At 62.2% G+C, this 21798-nt stretch carries 18 protein-coding genes; 12 read left to right on the top strand and 6 right to left on the bottom strand.

What is annotated here, in order from left to right; all coding sequences use genetic code 11:
• Positions 1-46 precede the first annotated feature (46 nt).
• Positions 47-562 (bottom strand): SRPBCC family protein, encoded by a 516-nt coding sequence (locus tag NN5_RS07465; protein ID WP_245656321.1) that lies wholly within the window; start codon positions 560-562, stop codon positions 47-49.
• 517 nt (positions 563-1079) lie between these two features.
• On the opposite strand from NN5_RS07465, the gene NN5_RS07460 reads away from it, so the two are divergent.
• On the top strand, positions 1080-1721 hold the full coding sequence (locus NN5_RS07460; RefSeq protein WP_067733495.1) for a YoaK family protein: 642 nt from the start codon (positions 1080-1082) through the stop codon (positions 1719-1721).
• 204 nt (positions 1722-1925) lie between these two features.
• Positions 1926-2132: a hypothetical protein gene (locus NN5_RS26810; protein WP_245656317.1), complete on the top strand. Its 207-nt coding sequence runs from the start codon at positions 1926-1928 to the stop codon at positions 2130-2132.
• Between the two features lie 266 nt (positions 2133-2398).
• Here NN5_RS26810 and NN5_RS25705 read toward each other — a convergent pair whose 3' ends face one another.
• A complete protein-coding gene (locus NN5_RS25705) occupies positions 2399-2683 on the bottom strand; it encodes a hypothetical protein (RefSeq protein WP_157081050.1) in 285 nt (94 codons plus the stop codon).
• An 88-nt stretch (positions 2684-2771) separates the two neighbouring features.
• Here NN5_RS25705 and NN5_RS07450 point away from each other — a divergent pair, with 88 nt between their 5' ends.
• A complete protein-coding gene (locus tag NN5_RS07450; RefSeq protein ID WP_067733493.1) occupies positions 2772-3662 on the top strand; it encodes a phytanoyl-CoA dioxygenase family protein in 891 nt (296 codons plus the stop codon).
• Here the strand turns inward: NN5_RS07450 and NN5_RS07445 are convergent, their stop codons facing one another.
• From NN5_RS07445 to NN5_RS07435, 3 genes are all read right to left on the bottom strand, one after another.
• Complete coding sequence (locus NN5_RS07445) at positions 3663-4373, bottom strand: helix-turn-helix transcriptional regulator (RefSeq protein WP_067733492.1); 711 nt, start codon at positions 4371-4373, stop codon at positions 3663-3665.
• A 6-nt stretch (positions 4374-4379) separates the two neighbouring features.
• On the bottom strand, positions 4380-5687 hold the full coding sequence (locus NN5_RS07440) for a spinster family MFS transporter (protein ID WP_067733491.1): 1308 nt from the start codon (positions 5685-5687) through the stop codon (positions 4380-4382).
• Positions 5688-5778: 91 nt separating this feature from the next.
• Positions 5779-6708 (bottom strand): LysR family transcriptional regulator, encoded by a 930-nt coding sequence (locus NN5_RS07435; protein ID WP_067733490.1) that lies wholly within the window; start codon positions 6706-6708, stop codon positions 5779-5781.
• Between the two features lie 324 nt (positions 6709-7032).
• On the opposite strand from NN5_RS07435, the gene NN5_RS07430 reads away from it, so the two are divergent.
• From NN5_RS07430 to NN5_RS07395, 8 genes are read left to right on the top strand one after another with little or no spacing between them, the layout of a single operon-like run.
• Complete coding sequence (locus NN5_RS07430; RefSeq protein ID WP_067733489.1) at positions 7033-8193, top strand: diaminopropionate ammonia-lyase; 1161 nt, start codon at positions 7033-7035, stop codon at positions 8191-8193.
• The gene (locus tag NN5_RS07425) at positions 8190-10238 is read left to right on the top strand and encodes a hydantoinase/oxoprolinase family protein (protein WP_067733487.1); all 2049 of its coding nucleotides are present in this window, start codon (positions 8190-8192) and stop codon (positions 10236-10238) included. The genes NN5_RS07430 and NN5_RS07425 overlap by 4 nt, the downstream gene beginning before the upstream one ends.
• Before the next feature lie 5 nt (positions 10239-10243).
• Positions 10244-11965, top strand: coding sequence for a hydantoinase B/oxoprolinase family protein (locus NN5_RS07420; RefSeq protein ID WP_217998615.1), 1722 nt, complete (start codon positions 10244-10246; stop codon positions 11963-11965).
• The gene (locus NN5_RS07415; protein ID WP_217998614.1) at positions 11962-13095 is read left to right on the top strand and encodes an NAD(P)/FAD-dependent oxidoreductase; all 1134 of its coding nucleotides are present in this window, start codon (positions 11962-11964) and stop codon (positions 13093-13095) included. Before NN5_RS07420 ends, NN5_RS07415 begins: the two co-directional genes overlap by 4 nt.
• Positions 13092-14414 carry a Rieske 2Fe-2S domain-containing protein gene (locus NN5_RS07410; protein ID WP_067733482.1) on the top strand — a complete coding sequence of 441 codons (1323 nt, stop codon included), beginning with the start codon at positions 13092-13094 and terminating at the stop codon, positions 14412-14414. The genes NN5_RS07415 and NN5_RS07410 overlap by 4 nt, the downstream gene beginning before the upstream one ends.
• On the top strand, positions 14411-15163 hold the full coding sequence (locus NN5_RS07405) for an SDR family NAD(P)-dependent oxidoreductase (RefSeq protein ID WP_067733477.1): 753 nt from the start codon (positions 14411-14413) through the stop codon (positions 15161-15163). Before NN5_RS07410 ends, NN5_RS07405 begins: the two co-directional genes overlap by 4 nt.
• A complete protein-coding gene (gene ggt / locus NN5_RS07400; RefSeq protein WP_067733476.1) occupies positions 15163-16722 on the top strand; it encodes a gamma-glutamyltransferase in 1560 nt (519 codons plus the stop codon). The genes NN5_RS07405 and ggt overlap by 1 nt, the downstream gene beginning before the upstream one ends.
• Positions 16706-17965, top strand: coding sequence for an alpha/beta hydrolase (locus tag NN5_RS07395; protein WP_084384796.1), 1260 nt, complete (start codon positions 16706-16708; stop codon positions 17963-17965). Before ggt ends, NN5_RS07395 begins: the two co-directional genes overlap by 17 nt.
• A 90-nt stretch (positions 17966-18055) precedes the next feature.
• Here NN5_RS07395 and NN5_RS07390 read toward each other — a convergent pair whose 3' ends face one another.
• Positions 18056-18727: a cysteine hydrolase family protein gene (locus tag NN5_RS07390; protein ID WP_217998613.1), complete on the bottom strand. Its 672-nt coding sequence runs from the start codon at positions 18725-18727 to the stop codon at positions 18056-18058.
• Between the two features lie 391 nt (positions 18728-19118).
• Between NN5_RS07390 and NN5_RS07385 the strand changes: the two genes are divergently transcribed.
• A complete protein-coding gene (locus NN5_RS07385) occupies positions 19119-21482 on the top strand; it encodes a TonB-dependent receptor (RefSeq protein ID WP_067733469.1) in 2364 nt (787 codons plus the stop codon).
• Positions 21483-21798 lie beyond the last annotated feature (316 nt).

The following is a 21798-nucleotide window of genomic DNA, read 5'->3' as shown; positions in this document are numbered from 1 at the left end:
ATTCGTTCCTTCGTCACTACGACGAAGCCCAAACCCTCCTTAAATCTCAACCCCTAATCTGTGCCATGGGCGCTGACGTCGGACAGCCCGGATGGTCAGACGGTCTGCCAGTAGTATCGCTTGTCAGTTTTGACAGCTGGCTGAGAAAACCTTCGCGCTGCATTCCAGTAGTGGCTGCATCGTGCATCTGGCTCAAGGTCACTACCATCCGCACGCAGCCCTTTCCCGCTGCAAAGAAGTCGACCACGATCGTGCTGCCGTATGGCGCAACGCCCGGCAGGAAGTCGATGACCTGCCTCAGCACCAGACGCTCGTGGGGTCGGAATTCCGAGAAGGTGCCGTGGCAGGGTTGCTTAGTAGGCGCGCCCATCCCTTCCATCGCCGCCACCGCCTCGGGCGTGTCGGCAACCATGTCGTAGTGCAGCACGCCGCCATGGCGCGGTTCGATCGAGTGAACTTCGGCGCGAAATTCCTGCGGCCCCCACCAAGACTCGAAGCCGTCCTTGGTCGTCCAGAGTTCCCAGAGCTCCTCCGGCTCGGCGGTATAGATACGTTCGATCACGAGGCTGAATGGCCGTTTTGTCGGCAGGAGAAGACCCGCCTTCAGACATTCCAGCTGTCACCATCCAGGCCACAGGACAAGAGCTATGAGCCATTCCGACTTTGCCCCCGCCATCCATGATCGACCTCCCTAGAATGCCGATCACATGGTGAAAAAAACACTCCGTGAAGCCATGAAACATCTGGAAAATTCGGTTCTTCCTCGACGAGCACAACAGGTTACGGGACCGGGCGCTCTTTGACCTAGCAATCGACAGCAAGATGCGACTGCAATCTTGTCCAGATGAAGGCCAGAGATCTCTTGGTGGAGCCGCAGTTGGAAATCACGCTACGACAATTCGGCAAAAGATGGGCAAGCCGATACAGTTCAAAAACATGCCAGATACCCTCAAAAGCCTTGGGGCGTAGATTAGCCGCAGAGACAGAGAGCATGCTGTTCCGTAGACGCCGGCATTGCGATCGGTCCATCCTTTAGAAAAGCACTCGCATCCCGTCCTGCCGGTTATTATCATGACGGGATGACCCATTTTGACCTGCCCCGCCAAACGCTTGCAGTCGGACTTGCCATGCTGGCGGGCTATGTTGACGCTGTCGGTTTTCTATCTGCCAACGGTTATTTCGTATCCTTCATGTCGGGCAATACGACACGGTTGGGGGTGGATCTTGCACTCGACTGGAAAAGGGCGGTCGTTCCCACACTTCTCATCGTCGGCTTCATCTGCGGCGTGGCAAGCGGCTCGGTCGTTGCGACCAAGGCCGGGGTTTGGCGCAAGCCCGCTGTCACCGGACTGGTCGCAGCTCTCCTGCTGGCTGCAGCAACGCTGCGCACCTTCGACGCCAACGATGCATCCGTCGCGGCAATGGTTCTGGCCATGGGCGCGCTCAACTCCACTTTCCAGCGCAATGGCGAAGTGGCTGTGGGCCTGACCTATATGACTGGCGCGCTGGTCAAGCTGGGGCAGGCACTTGGCGGTGCACTAACCGGCCAGCCGCGCAGTGGATGGCTGCCGCACGGCCTGTTGTGGTTGGGTCTGGCGACAGGAGCCGTTACCGGAGCGATCGCCCTGACCCGAATGGGCTGGATTGCTTCATGGATCGCGGTCGCCTGGGCCGGATGCGCTTTCCTGGCGACACTGCAATTGGCCAAGCGTGATCGATAGCTGATGCCGAATGTCCGCTAGAAATCGCAAGTTGACGCTTCGGGGTGGCTGAAAGAGTTTCAATTAACTACGAGGCACCCTGCACTGCGGTCTATCTACCCAGGTTCGGGGTCGGTACACCCCGACTCTACAACGAGCCAGTCGCCTACAATCGTAAGCGGCACGGGAAGTTCACCCTCGACAGACCGTGTCTATGATTTCCGGATGCGCCCATTGGTACCCAAGCGGCTATCCAAGGAAGCCCTGCTAGTCGATCTGCTCCACAATCTCGATCGATTGCCAGAAGACAAATCGGCAGTGCTTTCGCGCCCGCTCAAGCGGGCGAAGGAAATGGACCGTGCCCGCCTCACCAAGGCCGTCCAGGATTTCGGCTCCGCGCGGGCTGAACGCTTGCTCGCACCTGTTCCCTGAGCGAGCCTGAGGGCGCAGGAGAGGCTGTTGCACGATCATCAGGATTTCGACGATCTGCCGACTGGCAAGAACCAGAACAGGCCCGCCATATAGAGGCACGCCGTTCGTTCTATGATGGCCTGCCGGCCAAGATCACGATCCCTGGCATTAGTGAAGTCGAGCGCGGCGAAGTTCCGACGGCACCTCAAAGATGGCAGCGCGCACCTGCATTGAGTGGACGGCGCAAGGCGGGATCTGAAGCGGGAGCGCAACATTCGGATCGCGCTTCAGCCGGACAGCCAGCAGCAAAAAATGCCACAAAGGGTCTCAAACCTCATGGGCAAAAAGGCATAGGGCATCGCCTGATACCCGCTCAAAAAATGATTGCTTTTTTCAATTCGAAAACGTGATTCTCGAGTCTTCTTCTGCTTGAAATCCAAGGACATCCGGCATCGAGGCATTTCACGGCCGATCAGACACGTATAGACACCTAATCGACAGATAGGAGCCACTTTCAGCGGAAATGGGCGCTCATCTTCGGAATTTGTAGAAGCCATTTCGACATGATTCATCCACCCTTCCAAAGTGGAATTGCATCCGATGTGCACCGCACACATCCTCTTGGCCATCATTAGCCCGAGGAAAAATGGAGCGATTTCGATGGCTTTGCGACACCTGCCCAACACGACCAGCGCTGAGGAAATCGTGCGCGAACTGCAGACAGAAGGCTATGCCATCGTCGATAATCTCGCCTCATCGCAGGTCATGGACGCGATCCAGGAACAAATGCACCGCCATGTCGAAGAGAGCAGCTTCGGACGGGACAACTATCTGGGCAAGAAGACCAAGCGCACGGGCGCGCTGATCGGCCGCTCTCCGGCATCGCACCAGCTGATCGAGCATCCCCTCGTGCTCGACGCCTGTGCCGGCCTGCTCCACAAGGCGAGCCGGTTTCAGCTTCAGCTGACGCAAATCATCAGCGTCTATCCCGGCTCGCCCGCGCAGAAGCTCCATCAGGACGAGACGATCTGGGACTTCTTCCCCTTTCCGCAAGACTATCACCCGCAATGCAGCCTGCTGTGGGCCATGTCGAACTATACCGAGGAGAACGGCGCCACTCGCGTCGTGCCCGGCTCGCAGGAGCAAAAGGGGCGCAATTACAGTCTGGAGGAAAGCCTCCCCGCCGAAATGGAGCGGGGGTCCGCCCTGTTCTATACCGGCAAAGTGTTCCATGGCGCCGGCGAGAACCGTTCGGACGGAGTCCGTCAGGCGCTCAACATCACGTATGCGGCAGGCTGGCTGCGGCAGGAGGAAAACCAGTACCTGACCACGCCCATCGACGTGGCCCGCACTCTGCCCGACAGCCTGCTCAAGCTCATGGGATACCAGATGGGCTGCCTGGGTATGGGCTATGTCGGGAACTTCGAGGATCCGATGATTACGGTGCGCGATCCGGCCAGCGTGCCCCCGATCGACATCTCACTGCTTCAGCAGAGCGCGGCTGCAGGCAATGCCGCCGTTTCCGATTTTCTGGGTGATATCGCGGATTGATCAGGCCAGCGTCGCGATCCGGGCTGCCAGCGCGGTCCGGGTTTCGACGCCAGTCTTGTCGAACACCGAGCGCATGTAGGTTTTCACGGTCGCCAGAGTAAGCCCAAGGCAATCGGCGATATCACGATTAGTCGCACCTGCGGCGACAAGCTCGCAAATGCTGCATTCGCGCGCGGTCAGGCCGATCCTGTCGCGCAGGATGGCGAATTGCCGTTCATGACGCACGCGCTCATGCCCTTCCAGATTGAAGGCCACATAGCGATGGAGCGCCTCCAGCCGCGCGCTGTCCCCCGTGAATGACGGATCGCTGTCCATCCTCAGCAGGCTGGCTCCTGCGAAAGCGCGGCGGTGGTTCGTCTCGCCGGTCCAGAACACGAAATCGAGATTGCCGGTCACTCGGTAGGTTTCAAGGAAGGCCATATATTGTCGGCGGGAATCCGCTGACACTTTGCCTGCCTCCTGCGTGAGATCGGCAATGGCCATGCCTTTCAAGACGAGGCGTGATGCCAGCAACGGGTCGTGGCACCGCATCTCTGCCCGGTAATGCATCGTCAGCCCCGGCGGCATCCCCAGCATGGGGCCGTTTACCGTGTCGAGGTCGGGCTCGATCCAGTAGAACATCGCCCCGCGGACCGAGAAAAACTGGCGCAGGAATTCAAGGGATTCGACGATCAGGCGATCCGACCGGGAAGAGGCTGCCTGAACGCCCATCCCCTGCTAGACCTTCCGGAACGTGCGACCTGCATAGACCAGCGCCGCTGCGCCCAGCAGGCCGACCGCCTGCATCAGCATGATCGCTGGCCCCAGTCCGCCCGCACCGCCGCTGCCCCCGATCAGATCGCTGGCAAGACCGGTCAGGAACGGGCCGAGGCCCTGGCCCACGACATTGAGCACGAACAGGATCGTCGCCATGCCCAGCGCCCGCAGGCGCGGCGGCAGCAGCATCTGCCCGGCGGCGAACAATGGTGCAGAATAGCCCGACACGCACAATTCGATCAGGAAATAGCAGACATAGGACCCGGTCTTGGGAAGCTGGAAGAACAGCACGATCAGGGGGCCGGCGACGAGGGCGCAGATCAGCGGAATCCAGAGATACCAGCGCGGGCTCCGGCGGGCGAGGCGGTCGGCCAGAATGCCGAAACCCAAGGCGCCGAAAATCCCGGTAAGTCCCTGGAAGAGCCCGCTCACAGTGCCCACTTCCGTTGCGCTCAGATGATGCGCACGGATGAGATAAGTCGGGATCCAGTTCTCGAACGCGGAGGTTGCGCAAGAAATGAAGCCGAACCCGAACGCAATCGCGAGAAAGGTCCGGTTGCGCAGGAAGAACGATGCGGCAGCTGCCGCCGAATAGTGGCGGTCCGTTTCATCTGCATGGCCGTCATACCGGCCCCGGACGGGTTCCTTGACCGCAAAGGCCGTGAACAGGGCGAAAGCCACGCCGGGCAGGCCCAGTATCAGGAACGCCGTGCGCCAGCCAAGCGAATCCGCGGCAAAACCGCCCAGCGACAGCCCGGCCCAGGTGCCGATCGAAATGCCCAATGAATAGATCGCGATCGCCGTACCGCGGCGGCGCGCCGGAAAGTAGTCGGAGATCAGCGAATAGGCCGCCGGAGAACACCCCGCCGACGCAATCGCGATACCGAAACGCGTTGCCGCAAGGGTGAGAAACGACCCGGCCAGCGCCGTCGCTGCCGTCAACCCGCTCCACAGGCCAAGGACGCTTGAGATGATCGTCGAGCGCGATTTGCGGTCGGCCATCCGCGCGATCGGAAATCCCGCCAGCGAATAGAGCAGCGACGCACCGAAACCGGTAAGCAAACCGATCTGCGTATTGGAAACGTGGAGGTCCTTGCTGATCGGATCGATCAGGATCACCAGCAAGAAGCGATCCATCCAGCTGAAGCTGTAGACCAGCATGAGTTGGACAAGCACGAGCCAGGCATAGAAAGTTTGCGGAGGCGGCGCTGCGAGGGCGGCACTGTCAGGGACCGGCGAAAGCGTGGGGTCGGTGGCTTGCTTCAGCATGGGACTATGTTTTCCGCCCCGCAGCGCGCGCATGAATGTCTAATCGCGAAACCTTGGTTGCCCGATCGCGAATGTTGCGCCGCCCTCGCCTTCACCCGGCTGCGGCCGCCATGGGCACCAGCCTGTCGACAAAGGCCCGGGCCAGCGGCGGCACCGCGCCGCTGCGAGTGATGGCACTGATCCGGCTGCTGAACGAAAAGGTCTCCGGAGCTATGGCGCGGAACCGGTCCCCGCACCATAACGTCTCCACGTAGGCTTCCGGCAGAAAGCCCACATAGGAATCGGAATGGATCATCATTGCGATCAATTCCAGATTGTTGGCCGTGGCTGTGCGGGTGAATATCCCCTTCACCCCCATCTTCTCCATCAGATTGGCCATCGGATAGCCGACCATCTCATAGCGCGAGAGGTCCGCATTACGAATGTCGCCCTTGTGCTCAAGCCACAGCGGATGCTCCCGCGAGCAATAGAGCAGGCTCACTTCGTCATACATCATGCTGTAGGATAGCTGATCCATGTGGCGGCGCTCGAACACCACACCGATATCCAGCTCGCCTTCCATCACTTTCTGCTCGATGAGGTTCGACGTTTCCGTGACGATCTTGAAGCTCACGTTGGGGTATTCGCGTTTGTAGTCGCGGATCGCTTCGGAAATCCGGCAGTGAGGATCGCTGACCAGTGAATCGACCATGCCAATCCGTAATGCCCCCACCGGATTGGCATGGATATCGCGGACCTTGTTCTCGAAGTCGTTGAGATTGTTGAACAGGATCATGCAGGCCTCGTAGACCTGCTTGCCTTCTGCCGTGAGCGTGAAGCCACGCCGCCCCCGGTCACACAGGCGCAAGCCCAGGCGCACTTCCAGGTCCTTGATATAGCGGCTGATCGAAGGAAGCCCGATCTGCAATTCAGACTCGGCGGCCACGAAACCGCCCTTGCGCACGACCGTGCAGAACGTGCGCAGAAGGCGCAGGTCATTGTCACTGATGCGCCCGGTAAACCCTTTGACCGCCAGCTCCATACTTCGACCCTTGTGAAACTATTATTGTCAATGCCGGCATTTCCGGAAACCGGAAAAGGCGCTTCACAGTCTCACGAGACCGAGGTTCCCGACAAGCGGAATCTTTCAGAAATATTGCACTGCAATCCTCAAGCCACGGCCCAAAGAATACGGAAATACATAGGCTGAAGCATTCTTTGGAATTAGCCTCAGGCGGTGTTTTTCGCAGCGCATCAAAACCATCCGGCACCACGGCCATGCCTCACGGGCGTGCCATGAACCGCCGGTCTGATAGCAACTTTAGTTGCGCAACAAGGCAAGTAAAAGTCAGGAGTTGACGTTCCGATGGCGGCATTGTTCAGCAGGGAGGCCCTGGAGTCTTCAAGCGGCGGCGGGCAACCCGGCCCGATCGATTACGCCATCCCCGCCCCCCTGCGCGCAAAGGCCGTGTCCGTCATTCCGCAATGGCCGGGATACCATCCAACGCCGCTGATCTCCCTGCCGGGCATGGCCAAAGAACTTGGTGTGGGCTCGATACTGACCAAATATGAAGCGGGCCGGTTCGGACTCGGCTCCTTCAAGGCTCTGGGCGGCGCCTTTGCGGTCGCCAACGCGCTGGAAGGCGTGACGCCGGAAGCTGCTCGGCAGACTACTGTCGTGACGGCGTCAGATGGCAATCACGGCCTTTCGGTTGCCTGGGGTGCCCGGCAGCACGGCTGCACCTGCAAGATCTACCTGCACGAACATGTCTCCGAAGACCGCGCCGAACTCATCCGGCAACAGGGGGCTGAAGTGGTGCGTATTGCCGGAACCTATGACGATTCCACGCATCAGGCGCTGGAAGACGCCCGCACCCATGGCTGGATTCTCCTGTCCGACACCGCGATTGCCGAGGATGACGAGGCCCCGGGCGCGGTCATGGCGGGCTATACCGTGATGATGCAGGAGATCCTGGCAGATCTCGACTGCTGCGAGACGATCCCCAGTCATGTCTTCGTGCAAGGCGGATGCGGCGGCCTTGCTGCCGCAGTTTTCGGTGTCCTGTTCGAAAAGTGGGGCAATGTCCCGCGTTACGTGATGGTCGAACCCGACAAGGCGGACTGCCTGTTCCAGTCCGCCCGCGCGGGCCGGCCGGTGCGGATCGAAGGCGATCTCGACACCGTGATGGGCGGACTCTCAGTGGGCGAGGTTTCGCTGACTGCGTGGGAAACGATCGTACGAACTGTTGGCGACTTCCTGACTATTCCCGATGCCGCCGCGATCCAAATGATGAAGGCTCTGGGCCAAGGCCGGTTCGGCGACGCGCCCTTGCTGGCAGGCGATGCCGGCGTGGCCGGGCTGGCCGGGCTCAGCGTAGCCGCCGGCGATCCGCGCATTCGCGAGACCCTCGGGCTCACTGCGGGCTCGATCGTCCTGACCATTGTCACTGAAGGCGCCGTCGATCGCAGCGGCTACGCCAGGCTGACCGGCCTCGATCCGCAGCATGTGGCGGAGGCGCGGGCATGAACTGGATCGTCGGTGTCGACGTCGGCGGCACATTCACCGATTTCACCGCGCGCGACATGGAAACCGGCCGCACGCATGTCCACAAGCGCCCCTCCACGCCGTCACGGCCAGCAGAGGCCATTCTTTCCGGGCTCGACGAACTGTGCAAGCTGGGCCGGATTGATCCGGCCGGGATCACCCGCCTCAGCCATGGCACCACCGTGGCCACCAATGCGCTGATCCAGCATCGCGGCGGCAGACTGGCACTGATCGTCACCAAGGGGTTTCGCGATCTGCTGGAAATCGGCCGACAGGTGCGCCCGAAGATCTACGACTTTCAGGCCGATCACCCACCCGCGCTGGTAGAGCGCCCACAGCGGTTCGAAGCAGCTGAACGCGTCACCAGCAATGGTGAAGTACTACTCCCGCTCGCAGAAGCCGAAGTAGCGCGGCTGGTCGACGAAGTGCGGCGCGCCGATGTCGATGCAGTGGCGGTATGCCTGCTGTTCTCCTTTGCCCTGCCAGATCACGAGCGCCGCATCGGCAAGGCCCTTCGCGCCGCCCTGCCCGGCATCCACGTTTCGCTGTCGCACGAAGTGCAGCCGGAATTCCGCGAATACGAGCGGCTCTCCACCAGCGTGCTCAACGCCTACCTGCAACCGGTCATGGCCGAGTACCTGACGGCGCTCGAAACGCAGCTTCATGACGAAGCCCCGGACAGCAGGCTTGGCGTCAACCAGTCTTCGGGCGGATTGATCTCGGTGGACCGGGCGCGGCGCTTCCCGATCCGCACCGCGTTGTCGGGGCCTGCCGCCGGGATATCCGGGGCGATCGATATCGCGCGCCGGGCCGGGGAGCCCGATGTCATCACGCTCGATATGGGCGGCACATCGGCCGACGTCGCGCTAATTCGCGACTATGCCGCCGACATGACCCGCGAACGCTGGGTCGAAGGCTACCCGGTGCGGCTCTCGGCCATCGACATCCAGGCGGTCGGCGCCGGCGGCGGATCGATTGCCTGGCGCGATGCCGATGGCCTGCTCAAGGTCGGCCCGGACAGTGCAGGCGCAGTCCCCGGCCCGGCCTGCTACCGACGGGGTGGGACGAAGCCCACCGTCAGCGATGCCAATCTGGTGCTCGGCCGGCTGCCCGATACCGGTTTGCTGAAAGGCGAGATGGCGCTCGATACCGAGGCCGCCCGCCGCGTGGTGGATGAACTGGCCCGGTCCATCGACCTGCCGCTGGAATATACCGCGCTGGGCATTGTCGATATCGTCGTTGCCAACATGGCGCAGGCCGTGCGCAAGATCTCGATCGAACGCGGCTTCGACCCGCGCGAATTCACGCTGATGCCCTTCGGCGGAGCGGGGCCGCTCCACGCCGTGGCCGTCGCCCGCGCGCTCGGCATGAGGAAGATCCTGGTTCCGCCCAGCCCCGGCCTGCTTTGCGCGCAGGGACTGCTGGCATCGGACGACCGCGAGAACCTGGTGCAGCCGATGCCCATGCCGCTTTCGGACGCGAGCTTTGCCCCGCGCTTCGCTGCCGCGCTGGCGAAGCTTTCCGGGCAGGCGCAGGACTGGTTCGCCGCGGAAGACGTGCTGCCGCATCGGCGCTCGACAGAGGTGCTGCTGGACCTTCGTTATATCGGCCAGAACTTCGAGCTGTCGCTGCCGCTGGACCTGCATGACGGCGAAAGTCCCGCAGCCGAAGCGTTGTCCGAAGCATTCCATGCGGCGCATGAGCGCACTTACGGCTTCTGCGACAAGGACAGCCCGATCGAAGTGGTTTGCGTGCGCATGATCGCGATCGCCCGCAACCACCACACCGCGCCCGACGTGGAAGTGCCCGAGCCCTCCGAAGCGATCTCTGTGGGTGAAAGGCGCGTGATCTTCGCCCGTGACGAAGCGGTGATGGCCGCCGTGTTCCACCGCGAGGCGCTGCATCCCGGAGACTGGTTCCATGGGCCCGCCATCGTCGACCAGCTCGACACCACGATCGTCATCCATCCGGGCGACCGCGCCCATGTCGATTCCGTCTTCAACCTGGTGATCGAGGTCAATCGATGAAACCGATGCCCCCCCAAGCCAGCGGCGCAAAAGCCCAACTCGACGCCGTGACGCTGGAGATCCTGCTCAACGCCCTGCGTTCGGTGGCGGACGAGACTTATCTCTCGCTCATGCGGTCCGCCTATTCGACGAACATCAAGGAACGCAACGACCACTCGACGGCGCTGATCGATCCCAAGGGCCGCCTGATCGCGCTGTGCGAGGCCGCGCAGCCGATCCACTTGTCCTCGATGCTCGGCCTCACCACGCGGCTGCTCGAACGCTATCGCCTGTCCGATTTCAAGCCGGGCGACATCTTCGTGGGCAACGATCCTTTCGCAGCGGGCGGATCGCACCTGCCGGACGTGAACATGTCGATGCCGGTCTTCGCGGGCGAGGACCTGCTCGGCTTCATGTGCAATATCGCCCATCATGCCGATATCGGCGGCATGTCGCCCGGATCGATGTCGGGCGGGACCGAGATCTATCAGGAAGGGCTGCGCATCCCGCCGGTCCGCCTGTTCGATGGCGGACGCCTCTGCCGCGACATGTTCGACCTGATCCTGCTCAACGTGCGCGTGCCCGCTGAACGGCGCGGCGACTACAACGCACAGATCGCCGCCTGCCGTCTGGGCGCGCGGCGGATCGAGGAACTGGCCGCGACGCGGGGAACCGCGACATTGCTGCGCGCCTATGACGAAATCGTGGAGCGGACTTTCACGCGCATGACGCGCGAAGCCAGAAAGATCCCGCCCGGGGCCTACCGCTTCATCGATGTCATGGACGATGACGGCAAGGGCGCTCTCGACATGCCGATCGCCATTACAGTGACCAGTGGCGATCCCACGGACGAAGGCCGGATACGGTTCGATTTCACCGGCACTTCACCAGCAGTGAAGGGCAATATCAACTGCCCTTATTACGCGACGCAATCCTCGGTCGCCTATGTGTTCCGGGCGATGATCGATCCCGAATGCCCGATCAACCAGGGCATGCTGGACGCCATGGACGTGGTCGCGCCCGAAGGCTGCCTGGTCAACGCCGCCTTCCCTTCCGCCGTCGCCGGGCGGGCCAATACCTGCCAGCGGATCATCGATACGGTGATCGGCGCACTCGCCGATGCCCTGCCCGGCGAAGCCGTGGGGGCAGCGAACGGCGCGAATACCATGGCCGTGTTCTCCGGCCGGGGCGCGGACGGCAAGCGCTATGTCTATCTCGAAACGGTCGGCGGCGGTTTCGGCGGGCGCGCGGCGAAGGACGGCAAGGACGGGGTGCAGGTCCACCTCATCAACACCTCCAACCTGCCCGTGGAAGCGATCGAGACGGAATATCCGCTGCTGGTCGAAGCCTATGAATTGATCCCGGATTCGGGCGGTGCGGGCGAACATCGCGGCGGGCTCGGCCTGCGGCGCGTGCTGCGCCCGCGCGGCCATGTCGCCCAGTTCTCCGGCCAGGGAGAACGCTTCCGCAATGCGCCCTGGGGCGTGTTCGGCGGCGGACGGGGCGGCACCGGCCGCTTCCTGATCCGCCGCGCGGATGGCCGCGAGGAAGAATTGCCGACCAAGCCCTCTTTCGTGGAGATCGGCCCCGATGAAGCCCTGATCGTCGAGACCGCTGGCGCCGGCGGCTATGGCGATCCCGCCAGCCGTTCGCCCGAGGCCCTCGCCAGAGATCTGGCCAGCGGCAAGTTCTCCGCCGGCTATCTCGCCCGGCACTATCCGCAATTCGCACAGGAGAATGCGCAGTGAGCGCGAACCAGCAGACTGCCCTGATCGTCGGCGGCGGCATCTATGGACTGACCACCGCCTGGGCCCTCGCGCGGCGCGGGTACAAAGTGACAGTCCTCGAAGCCGGACCTCTGCCCAATCCCCGCTCTTCGTCCTGCGACGAGCACCGCATCATCCGCCATGCCTATGGCAAGCTTGAAGGCTACGCACGCCTTATGCCAGCCGCTTTCGAGGCGTGGGATGCCTTGTGGAAGGATCTCGGCACCAGCCATCTGGCACCGATCGGCGCCACCTATTTCCTGCGCCATGACGACAACTGGTTCGATCCCACGATCCGGGCGCTGGAGGAAATGACCGTCCCCCATCGCCTCGTCCCGCTGGACGAAGCGGCCCGCCGGTTCCCGATGATCGAGATGGACGGTCTGCAATCTGTCGTCGAGACAGGCGGCGCGGGCATGTTGTTTCCTGCGCGTATCCTCAACGATCTGGTGGTGCATCTGGCCGCTGTCGGCGTGGACCTGATCAGTAGCACCCATGTCGACGCCATCGATCCGGACCGCGGCCTCGCCCGCGTGGGCAGTACAGACTATCAGGCGGACCGGCTGGTCATCTGCACCGGCGCCTGGATCGACCGGCTGGTTCCCGAAGTGAAAGGCAAGGCCGTGCCAAGCCGGCAGGCCGTGCTCTACTATGCTCCGCCGCCCGAACTGGCCCAGGCCTGGTCGCAAGCCCCGGTGATCGTAACCCGCGGTGTCGAAGGCGGCCTCTACACGATGCCGCCGCGCTATGGCATGCGCTTCAAGGTTGGCGATCACCGCTTCTCGCGCGCAGGCGATCCCGATGGCGACCGGATCCCGACCGCCGACGATATCGAGCGCGTGCGCGCGCTGTTCGCCGAAGGGTTCAGCACTCCCGAACGCTACCGGATGCTGGAAGCCAAGGCCTGCTATTACACCGTCACCGATGACGAAGCCTTCATCGTCAAGCCTCTGGGCACGAAGGCGCATTTTGTCAGTGCCTGTTCCGGCCACGGCTTCAAGCTCGCCCCGCTCGTCGCCAGCAAGCTGGCAGAGGCCATCGACGGCGCTCTGAGCGACGCCGCCCTCACGGCCTATTGCGCCGCCCGTCCGCTGGAGGAGACCCCGGCATGAACGCAAAGGACAATGCCCTGCTGACCCGGGTCGGCCCCGGTACGCCGATGGGCGCATTGATGCGCGAATACTGGATACCGGCTTGCCTCTCCTCTGAGCTGGAAGCCGGCGGCTCGCCGGTACGGCTGATGCTGCTGGGTGAAAAGCTGGTCGGCTTCCGCACGCCTGAAGGCGAAGTGGGCATCATGGACCATGCCTGCCCCCATCGCTGCGCTTCACTGTTCTACGGCCGCAACGAGCCGGGCGGGCTGCGCTGCGTCTATCACGGCTGGAAATTCGCACCGGACGGCCAATGCCTTGAACAGCCCAATGTCCCGGCGGAAAAGAGCTTTGCAAAGCGGCTGAAAGCCCCCGCCTATCCCGTGCAGGAACGCGGCGGCGTAGTGTGGGTCTACATGGGAACCCGCGAAACCCCGCCACCCTTCACCGGGATCGAGGCGACATTACTGCCCGAAAGCGACCTGCGGCTGAGCTGTTCGCTGCGCCACTGCAACTACCTGCAAGTGCTGGAAGGGGAGATCGACACTTCGCATTTCGGCTTTCTGCACGGCGGCGCCGTGGCGCAGGAGGATCTCGATCCGAACGACCTTAACAGTATGTCGCTGCGCGACCGCGCGCCGCTCTATCACGTCGCCGAAACAGGCGCCGGAACGAGCTATGCCGCGTACCGCGATACCGGGGACGGGCAGATCTATTACCGCGTCGCGCACTATCTCCTGCCCTTCTACACCCAGTTTCCCGATGGCAATTTCGCCGAGAACATCGTGCTCGATGCCGCCGTCCCGATGGATGACGAGCACACGATGATCTTCACATGGATGTACACCGGCCGCACCGCCGGGGTGCGCCGCCTCAAGGACGGATCGCCGATCCCCGGGCTCGACCGGGACGAAGACTATCTGCCGAACGGCACCGGCTGGTTCGACCGCTGGCGCACGGTCGCCAACGCCGGCAACGACTATCTGATCGACCGCGAAGCGCAGGCCGCGCGCAGCTATACCGGGATGACCGGCGTGCAATTGCAGGATCAGGCCATCGTCGAAAGCATGGGCGGCATAGCGGACCGGACGAAGGAACACCTTTCCGTCTCGGACCACATGATCGTGATGACCCGGCGGCGCATTCTGGGTGTGCTGCGAGAGCATCAGCAAGGCCTGCCGCCGCCGGGCCTGGAAAATAGCCGCATATTCCAGCAGGCCCGTTCAGGCGCCTTTCTCGCCGATCCGCAAACGCCCTGGCGCGAGGCCTATGCCGAGCAAGTGGCCGCGGCGTTCAATCCCACCGGCGTGTTGCATTTCGATCCGGAGAACATGGCATGAAACGGCTTGAGGGAAAGCGGGTGCTATTCATCGGCGGCATCACCAATATCGGTGCGGCGGGCGTGGAAGCGATCATCCGTGAAGGGGCCCGCGTCGCCGTCGCGGATATCAACGAAGAGACCGGGCGCGAAAGCGTGAAGCCTTATGGCGATGCCGCCCGCTTCTTCCCGCTCGACGTGACGCGCGAAGACGATGTTGCCGCTTTCGTTGCCGCTGCCGCCGAGTGGCTGGGCGGTATCGATGGGCTCTGCCAGAATGCGGGCTATTTGCGCGCCGGGCCCGTCGACACATTCGCCGCACACGAATGGGATATGGTCTATGCCGTGAACGTGCGCGCGCAGTTCTTCGGCGTGAAATATGCCGTGCCGCATATGAAGCGCGCGGGCAAAGGTTCGATCGTCAACATGTCCTCGCTCGCCGGAAAGCATGGCGGCCCGGGGCGGGCCGCGTACAGTTCGGCCAAGGCCGCCGTGATCGGCATGGGCAATTCGCTCGCCAGCGAACTGGCGCCGTTCAACATCCGGGTGAACACGCTGTGCCCCGGCTGGATCGACACCCCGTTCAACCGTCCCGCCATCGACTTCATCGGCGGCGACGGTGCGGTGGAGGACATGGTGAAAGCCACGGTGCCGATGGGGCGGCAAGGCACGCCTCAGGAAGTCGCGCCGGTCTATGTCTATCTGCTTTCCGACGAGAGCAGCTACGTCACGTCGCAGGCCCTGATCATTGATGGCGGGTCCTACTCCTGATGCGGGACTTTCAGGCTCCGGGCCGCTCGGCCGCTTATTGTGCCCATGGCATGATCGCGACGTCGCACCCGGATGCCGCGCGCGCCGGGCTTGCTGTCCTCGAAGAGGGCGGATCGGCCGCCGATGCCGCCATTGCGGCCTCTGCCGTCATGACCGTGGCCGAACCACAAAATGCTGGGCTGGGCGGCGACAGTTTCTACATCCACAGCAGCGCGGGCGGAGCGGTCTCCGCCTATAATGGCTCGGGCCGGATACCCGCCGCTTTCGATCCACAGGCAGCGGGCGTCATTGGGCAGGAAAGCGTGCACTCGGTCACGATTCCCGGCGCTGTCGATGCCTTGCTGCGCCTGCATGAGGATCATGGCCGCCTGCCGCTGGACCGGCTCCTGCAACCGTCCATTGCTCTTGCCCGCGAAGGCTGGCTGGTCCAGCCGCGCGTGGCCTGGGACTGGCAGTTCGGCCGCGAAAGGCTGGCTGCTAGCCCGACCGCGAAACCGTTCTGGGCACGCAGCGTGGCGCCTGGAGACCGGATCGTCCAGCCCGCTCTGGCCCGCACCCTGCAGGACATCGCCGTCAACGGCCGCGCCGGCTTCTACGAGGGCGAAACGGCCGAGAGCATCGTCGCTACCCTGAGCGCGCTGGGCGGCAGCCATACCGCCGCCGATTTCGCCGCCCATCGCGGCGAAGCGGTAGAACCGATCCGCACCCGCTATCGCGGGCTGGACATCCTCGAATGCCCGCCCAACGGCCAGGGCATGACCGTGCTAATTATGCTCAATATGCTGGCCGGGCTGGACATGGCCGAAGTCTGGCATGATCCGGCGCGCTATATTCACCTGCTCGCCCAGACCAGCCAACTCGCCTATGCCGAGCGCGACCGGTGGATCTGCGATCCGCAATTCGCCGCCATCCCACTCGCCACCCTGCTCTCGCCCGATTTCGCGCGCAACTTGAGCGAACGGCTCGACCCTGAACGGTCCCTCGAAATCCCCCCGATCGACGAGCCCGAGCACAAGGACACAGTCCATCTCGCCTGTGTCGACCGGGATGGCAACGCGATCAGTTTCATCAATTCGATTTTCACCGATTTCGGCAGCGCCATCTACGATGAAGCCTCGGGTATCCTGCTGCACAATCGCGGCGCCAGCTTCACGGCACAGACAGGCCACGCCAACGCGGCAGCGCCGGGCAAGCGGCCGATGCATACGATCATTCCAGGCCTTGCCATGCATGACGGCAAGCCCGTCATGCCGTTCGGCGTGATGGGCGGACATTATCAGGCGACCGGCCAGGTCCAGCTCCTTTCCGCCATGCTCGATGCCGGACTGGACCCGCAGCAGGCGCTCGAACTGCCGCGCCATTTCGCCTACGGCGGCGTCCTGGAAATCGAGAGGACCGTTCCGGATCAGATTGCCGCCATGCTCGCGGCCAAAGGCCACAGGTTGCGCCGGGCCGAGCGCCCGATGGGCGGTGGGCAGGCCGTGTGGATCGACCATCAGCGCGGCATACTGATTGGGGGAACAGACCCGAGAAAGGACGGATATGCACTCGGTTTCTAGGAAGTTTGCCACCCTGCTCACGGCCTCGGCCGTTCTGGTATGGAGTTCCCCCTCCCTCGCTGATCCATTGGCCGATCCCTGGGCGGGCGATGGCGGGGTGCCTGCTTTCTACACATGGAACCAGCCGATCCCCGCCAGGCCCGGCATCATGCTGCGCACCGAAACGGCACCAGCCAATGTCTCACTGCCGGCCGCCGGGCGCGCCGAGCGCATTCTCTACAGTTCGACCGACTGGCGCGATCCCGCGCGGCCCACGACTGTGTCCGGCATCGTCTTCTTCCCCAAGGGCAAAGCGCCCAAGAGCGGGTGGCCGGTTATCGCCTGGGCACACGGCACGACCGGCATCGCCGACGTGTGCGCACCCTCTGTCCTGCCGCGTTCGCCGCGCGATGCCGAGTTCCTCGGGTACTGGCTCGACCATGGCTATGCGATCGTGGCCACCGACTATGCCGGCCTTGGCACGCCGGGTGTGCACCCTTACCTGCAATACAAACCGGAAGGCATGTCCGTACTCGATGCCATCCGTGCATCACTGGCCCGCTACCCAGAGCTCGATGCGACACGGATCGTTACCATGGGCCAGTCTCAAGGCTCCGAAGGGGCCATCGCCGCGGCCTACCTTGCGTCGAGCTATGCGCCTGAGCTGGCCATCAAGGGCACCGTCGCCACCGGTATCGTCGCCCATACCCAGAACACCGGCAGCGCCGCCCAGTTGCCGCCGCCGCAGCTTTATCAGGACGAGAACGACTACGGGAACTCAGCCTACGAAATCCTCTGGTTCCTGGGCGCAGCGCGCAGCCTCGATCCGGCAACCGTGCGGCCCGAAGATTACATTGCGAAGACCGGCTGGCCCATGCTCGAAGAGTCGCAAAAGGCCTGCATGAGCGGGCTGCGCGAATATGCCAATGTCCGCAAGCTGCCCATGTCCCAATTCTACAAACGCCCGATCGATGCGCTGGATAAGGCAACGACAGCACGCTCCGCCTTTCCAGACGTGCACATCGCGACGCCTGTCTTCACCGGCACTGGCCTGATCGATACGGCGGCGCAGCCTGCCAAACAGTACAACTTCATCTCCGCCATGTGCGCGGCGGGAACCACGGTGGAATGGCACTACTACCCGGGCAAGACCCACAGCACAGCGGTTTCTGCTGCGCTGGCCGATGCCCCTGCCTTCGTGAAAGCGGTGATGGACGGCAGGCCTGTCACCGGCAGCTGCGCGGAATTGGTACCGCCAAAATAAGCCCGGAGCTATAAGAGGGGGCAGAACGTCGCCGCCCTGCCCCCTTGCTTCACTGCTATTCCACTGACCTTTGTGCACAGCCGCCCCAGATCAGTCTGTCGGGGAAAAATCGCGTTGCACCATAGCCTTGATCACTTCCACCGAGGTGCGCACAGCCCCCGTCTGAAGATACTCCATCGCTTTCAGTGCGGCCTCGTGGGCCGGCGGGGAAGAGGCCGTCGTACAATCCTCGATCACGCGGCAGTAATAGTCATGCTGATGCGCATCGACGAATGTGTAGTGCACGCAGACGTCGGTAAAGCCGCCCGTCATCAGCAGCGTGTCAGCCTTCAGCCCCTTGAGCAGGATTTCGAGTTCGGTGCCGAAAAAGCAGGAATAGCGCCGCTTGGCGATAACATAATCGTCCGGCTTCACGCCCAGCTCTTCAATCGCGACTTCGGTATAGGGCGAATTTTCCAGGCAATGGGCATTTTCGGTGCCATCCAGTTCACGGCCGAAATCCACCATGTTCGGGCGGTGGACTTCCTTGAAGAACACCACCGGAATATCCGCGTCCCGCGCCGCATCGACCACCTGGCGCACCCGGTGCATGCGTTCGATACGGTCCGGAAGCATCGGCAGCCTCTCGCTGGGCTCCCACTCGGCAAAGCTTCCCTTCTGAACATCGATAACCAGCAGAACCGGCCGGCCGACAATCATGGGTTTGGGGGTCTTGGTTAAGTCACCCATAAATCTGGTCTCTTGTTCCTGTCGCTTGCCCATTTGATGTCGGCATCCATGGGCGGCTGGAATAGCCACCTTTGCAACGATGTTTGCTCTTCAAGGCAAGTAATCATCATTGCCGGACGGCGATGGCCTCCGAAGGCCCGGAATTCCGGGTCTTCGGAGGCCAAGACAAAACCAGCCGTGCCGATCAGTTTGCAAATCCGGAAACTAACTTTGTGCGTCGCAGCATTTTTCATCGACCGAGTTCTGTAACTCTCCGATGTGCAACCAGCGCCCCACCCGGCCTTCAAAGGCCAGTCGGACGACAAAGCCAGATCAAAAGAATGCGGTTGCAAGACAGTTCGCCAATGCCGCGCAAAGCGGGGCGGCGTTCGCAGGATGACGACGGAGAAGACACAGCAACACACCTGCTTATGAGGGTTACGCCATGCATTATCGAAACAATCCGGCACCGGAACGTGCCGCCTCGTGCCGCCGGCTTGCCAGAGTTCTGAAATATGCAGGCCTGATCGGCGCACTCGGGCTGGTGCTGCCCGGCGCCGCAATGGCGGAAGACAATGAGAACGGCACCGGCTCGGTCTCGGCGAACGGCACCGGCTCGGTCTCGGCGAACGGCGCCATCGTCGTCACTGCCCAGAAACGCACGGAAAACGTGCTCGACGTTCCTGTCAGCATCAGCGTCATCGATTCCAGCCTGATCAAAAAGACGCATGCCACAGACTACACCGATCTTTCGCGGCTGGTTCCCGGCCTTTCCCTCAACAACTTCGGCAACTCGGGAATGACGCGCATTGCCCTGCGCGGCATTGCCTCCTCTTCCGGTTCGGCAACCGTCGGCGTCTATCTCGACGATGTTTCGCTGACCTTTCCCAACCAATTCTTCACCGGCGCCACGCTGCCGCGCATGTTCGACATTGAACGTATCGAGGTTCTGCGCGGTCCGCAGGGCACGCTCTACGGCGACAGCTCGCTGGGCGGCACCCTGCGCTTCATCACCAACAAGCCCAAGCTGGGCTATGCCGAAGGCGAGGCCAGCGGCGAAGTCTCCTCCACCGAAGGGGGCGGCACCAATTACAAGCTGAATGGCGCGATCAGCGTTCCGCTGGGCCAACACGCCGCCCTGCGCATAGCCGGTGAAACCGGATATCAGAGCGGCTTCATCGATCGCGTCGATTCCAGCGGAAACGTCATCGATAAAAACATCGATTCCGAACGCCACCACGCTGTGCGGGCATCGCTTCTGTGGGAACCTTCGGACGACCTCCAGATCATTCCTGCGATCCAGTACCAGCTGGTCAAGACGGCCGACAACAGCATCTTCAATCTGTCGCTGCCCAGGTTCCAGGTCAACAAGGCCCTGACCGAGCCGAGCCGTGACGAGCTTGTCGTCCCCAGCCTCACGATCGAGAAGAGTTTCGGCGACTACCGCCTGACTTCTGTCACGTCCTACATGCACCGCAACTTCAAACGCCGGTTCGATGCCACGATCTATGACAGCGAATATGTCGCCTGGGCCATCGATCCCAGCTTCGGCACGCCCTACGACACGATCGCCAGCCTTCCCGGTGCCCTGCTCAACGACGACAAGATTTCCAACTGGGTAGAGGAACTGCGCTTCGCCTCGCCTTCGATCGAGCAAGGCCACCGCTTCGAATGGCAGGCCGGCCTCTATATGAACTCACTGAAGGTCCGCTCGCTGGACGACGAATATGTCTATGGCCTCAATGATGCCGTGGCCAATCTCTACAGCGATACGACAGTCGAAGACCTGATCGGATACGAAGCGCCGGACGACCTGCTCGGCTACTTCCATTCCAACCGCAAACTGCAGCAGATCGCCGCTTTCGCGGAAGGTTCGGTCATGCTGGCGCCCTCGCTCAAGTTCACCGCCGGCCTGCGTCAGACCAAGGCCTGGACCGAATACGAAATGAACGAAGGTGGGTGGCTCGCCGATGGCACGCCGTCCTATGAAAAGGTCAAGAGCAACGAAAGCCCGCTGACACCGAAGTTTGCCCTGAACTACAAGGCCAGCGACAATGTCAGCCTCTACGCCAGCGCCACCAAGGGCTTCCGCCTCGGCGGGCAGAACAACTCGCTGCCCAACTACTGCGCCAGTTCGATCGAATCGCTGGGCCTGGATGCAACCAAGTCCAAATCCTACGGATCGGATTCGCTCTGGGCCTTTGAAACGGGCTTCAAGTCGAGCCTGTTCGGCAACCGCCTGACCGTGAACGGCTCGGTTTACCGGATAGACTGGAAGAACATCCAGCAGCAGCTAAGGCTGTCTTCCTGCGGCTATGTAATCACTGCCAATGCCGGCGACGCGCGCAGCCAGGGCGGCGAACTGGAAGTGATGGCCAAGCTCACCAACGAGCTGTCTCTGCGGGCCACGGCAGGTTACACCGATGCCGAAATCACTAAGGAAGCCGAAGGATCTTCTGCCAGCAAGGGGCAAAAAGTGCTCGGCGTGCCCGATACCACGCTGACCCTGGGGCTGGATTACAACCGGCAGATTTCTGACGATCTCGCGTTTTCCTTCAGCACCAACTGGACCTATACCGGCAAGAGCCACGGCAGCTTCAGCACGTCCAGTTCGGACTATGTGCGGGAGGACTATTGGGTCGGCAATCTCGATGCCGGCATCGACTACCGCGACTTCAGGCTCTCGGTCTTCGTGAAAAACATCGCCAATGATCAGACCGTGATCCAGAAACCTTCGGTGTTGTTCATCACCCAGGGCCTTACCGTAAGGCCCCGCACGATCGGGCTCTCGCTTGCCAAGACGTTCTAATCCGCCCTAGCAATAAAACCACGAGATCAGTCATGACTTTTCCATCGGGGAGAATTCTCTCCGATGGAAAAGTATAGAACTCATTTCCAGCCCAATACACATGACATATCGCTCCTATTACCCGCGACAATTACATGAATACAAAGAACCACCCCCAGGGATCATTCCCACCATGCCCGGAAACTTCCTCGAAATCGACCATTTATTCGGGCGGAGATGGTCGAAATCATGAGCAGGCTCCAGACGCCAGAAGAGCGTTAAAAGGCCGTGACGGCAACATTGGAGGAAATCAGCGATCTACCTACCGCGCACGACA

It is taken from the genome of Novosphingobium naphthalenivorans NBRC 102051 (assembly GCF_001590985.1).
Taxonomy (GTDB): domain Bacteria; phylum Pseudomonadota; class Alphaproteobacteria; order Sphingomonadales; family Sphingomonadaceae; genus Novosphingobium; species Novosphingobium naphthalenivorans.
This window is presented reverse-complemented; position numbering and strand designations above follow the sequence as displayed.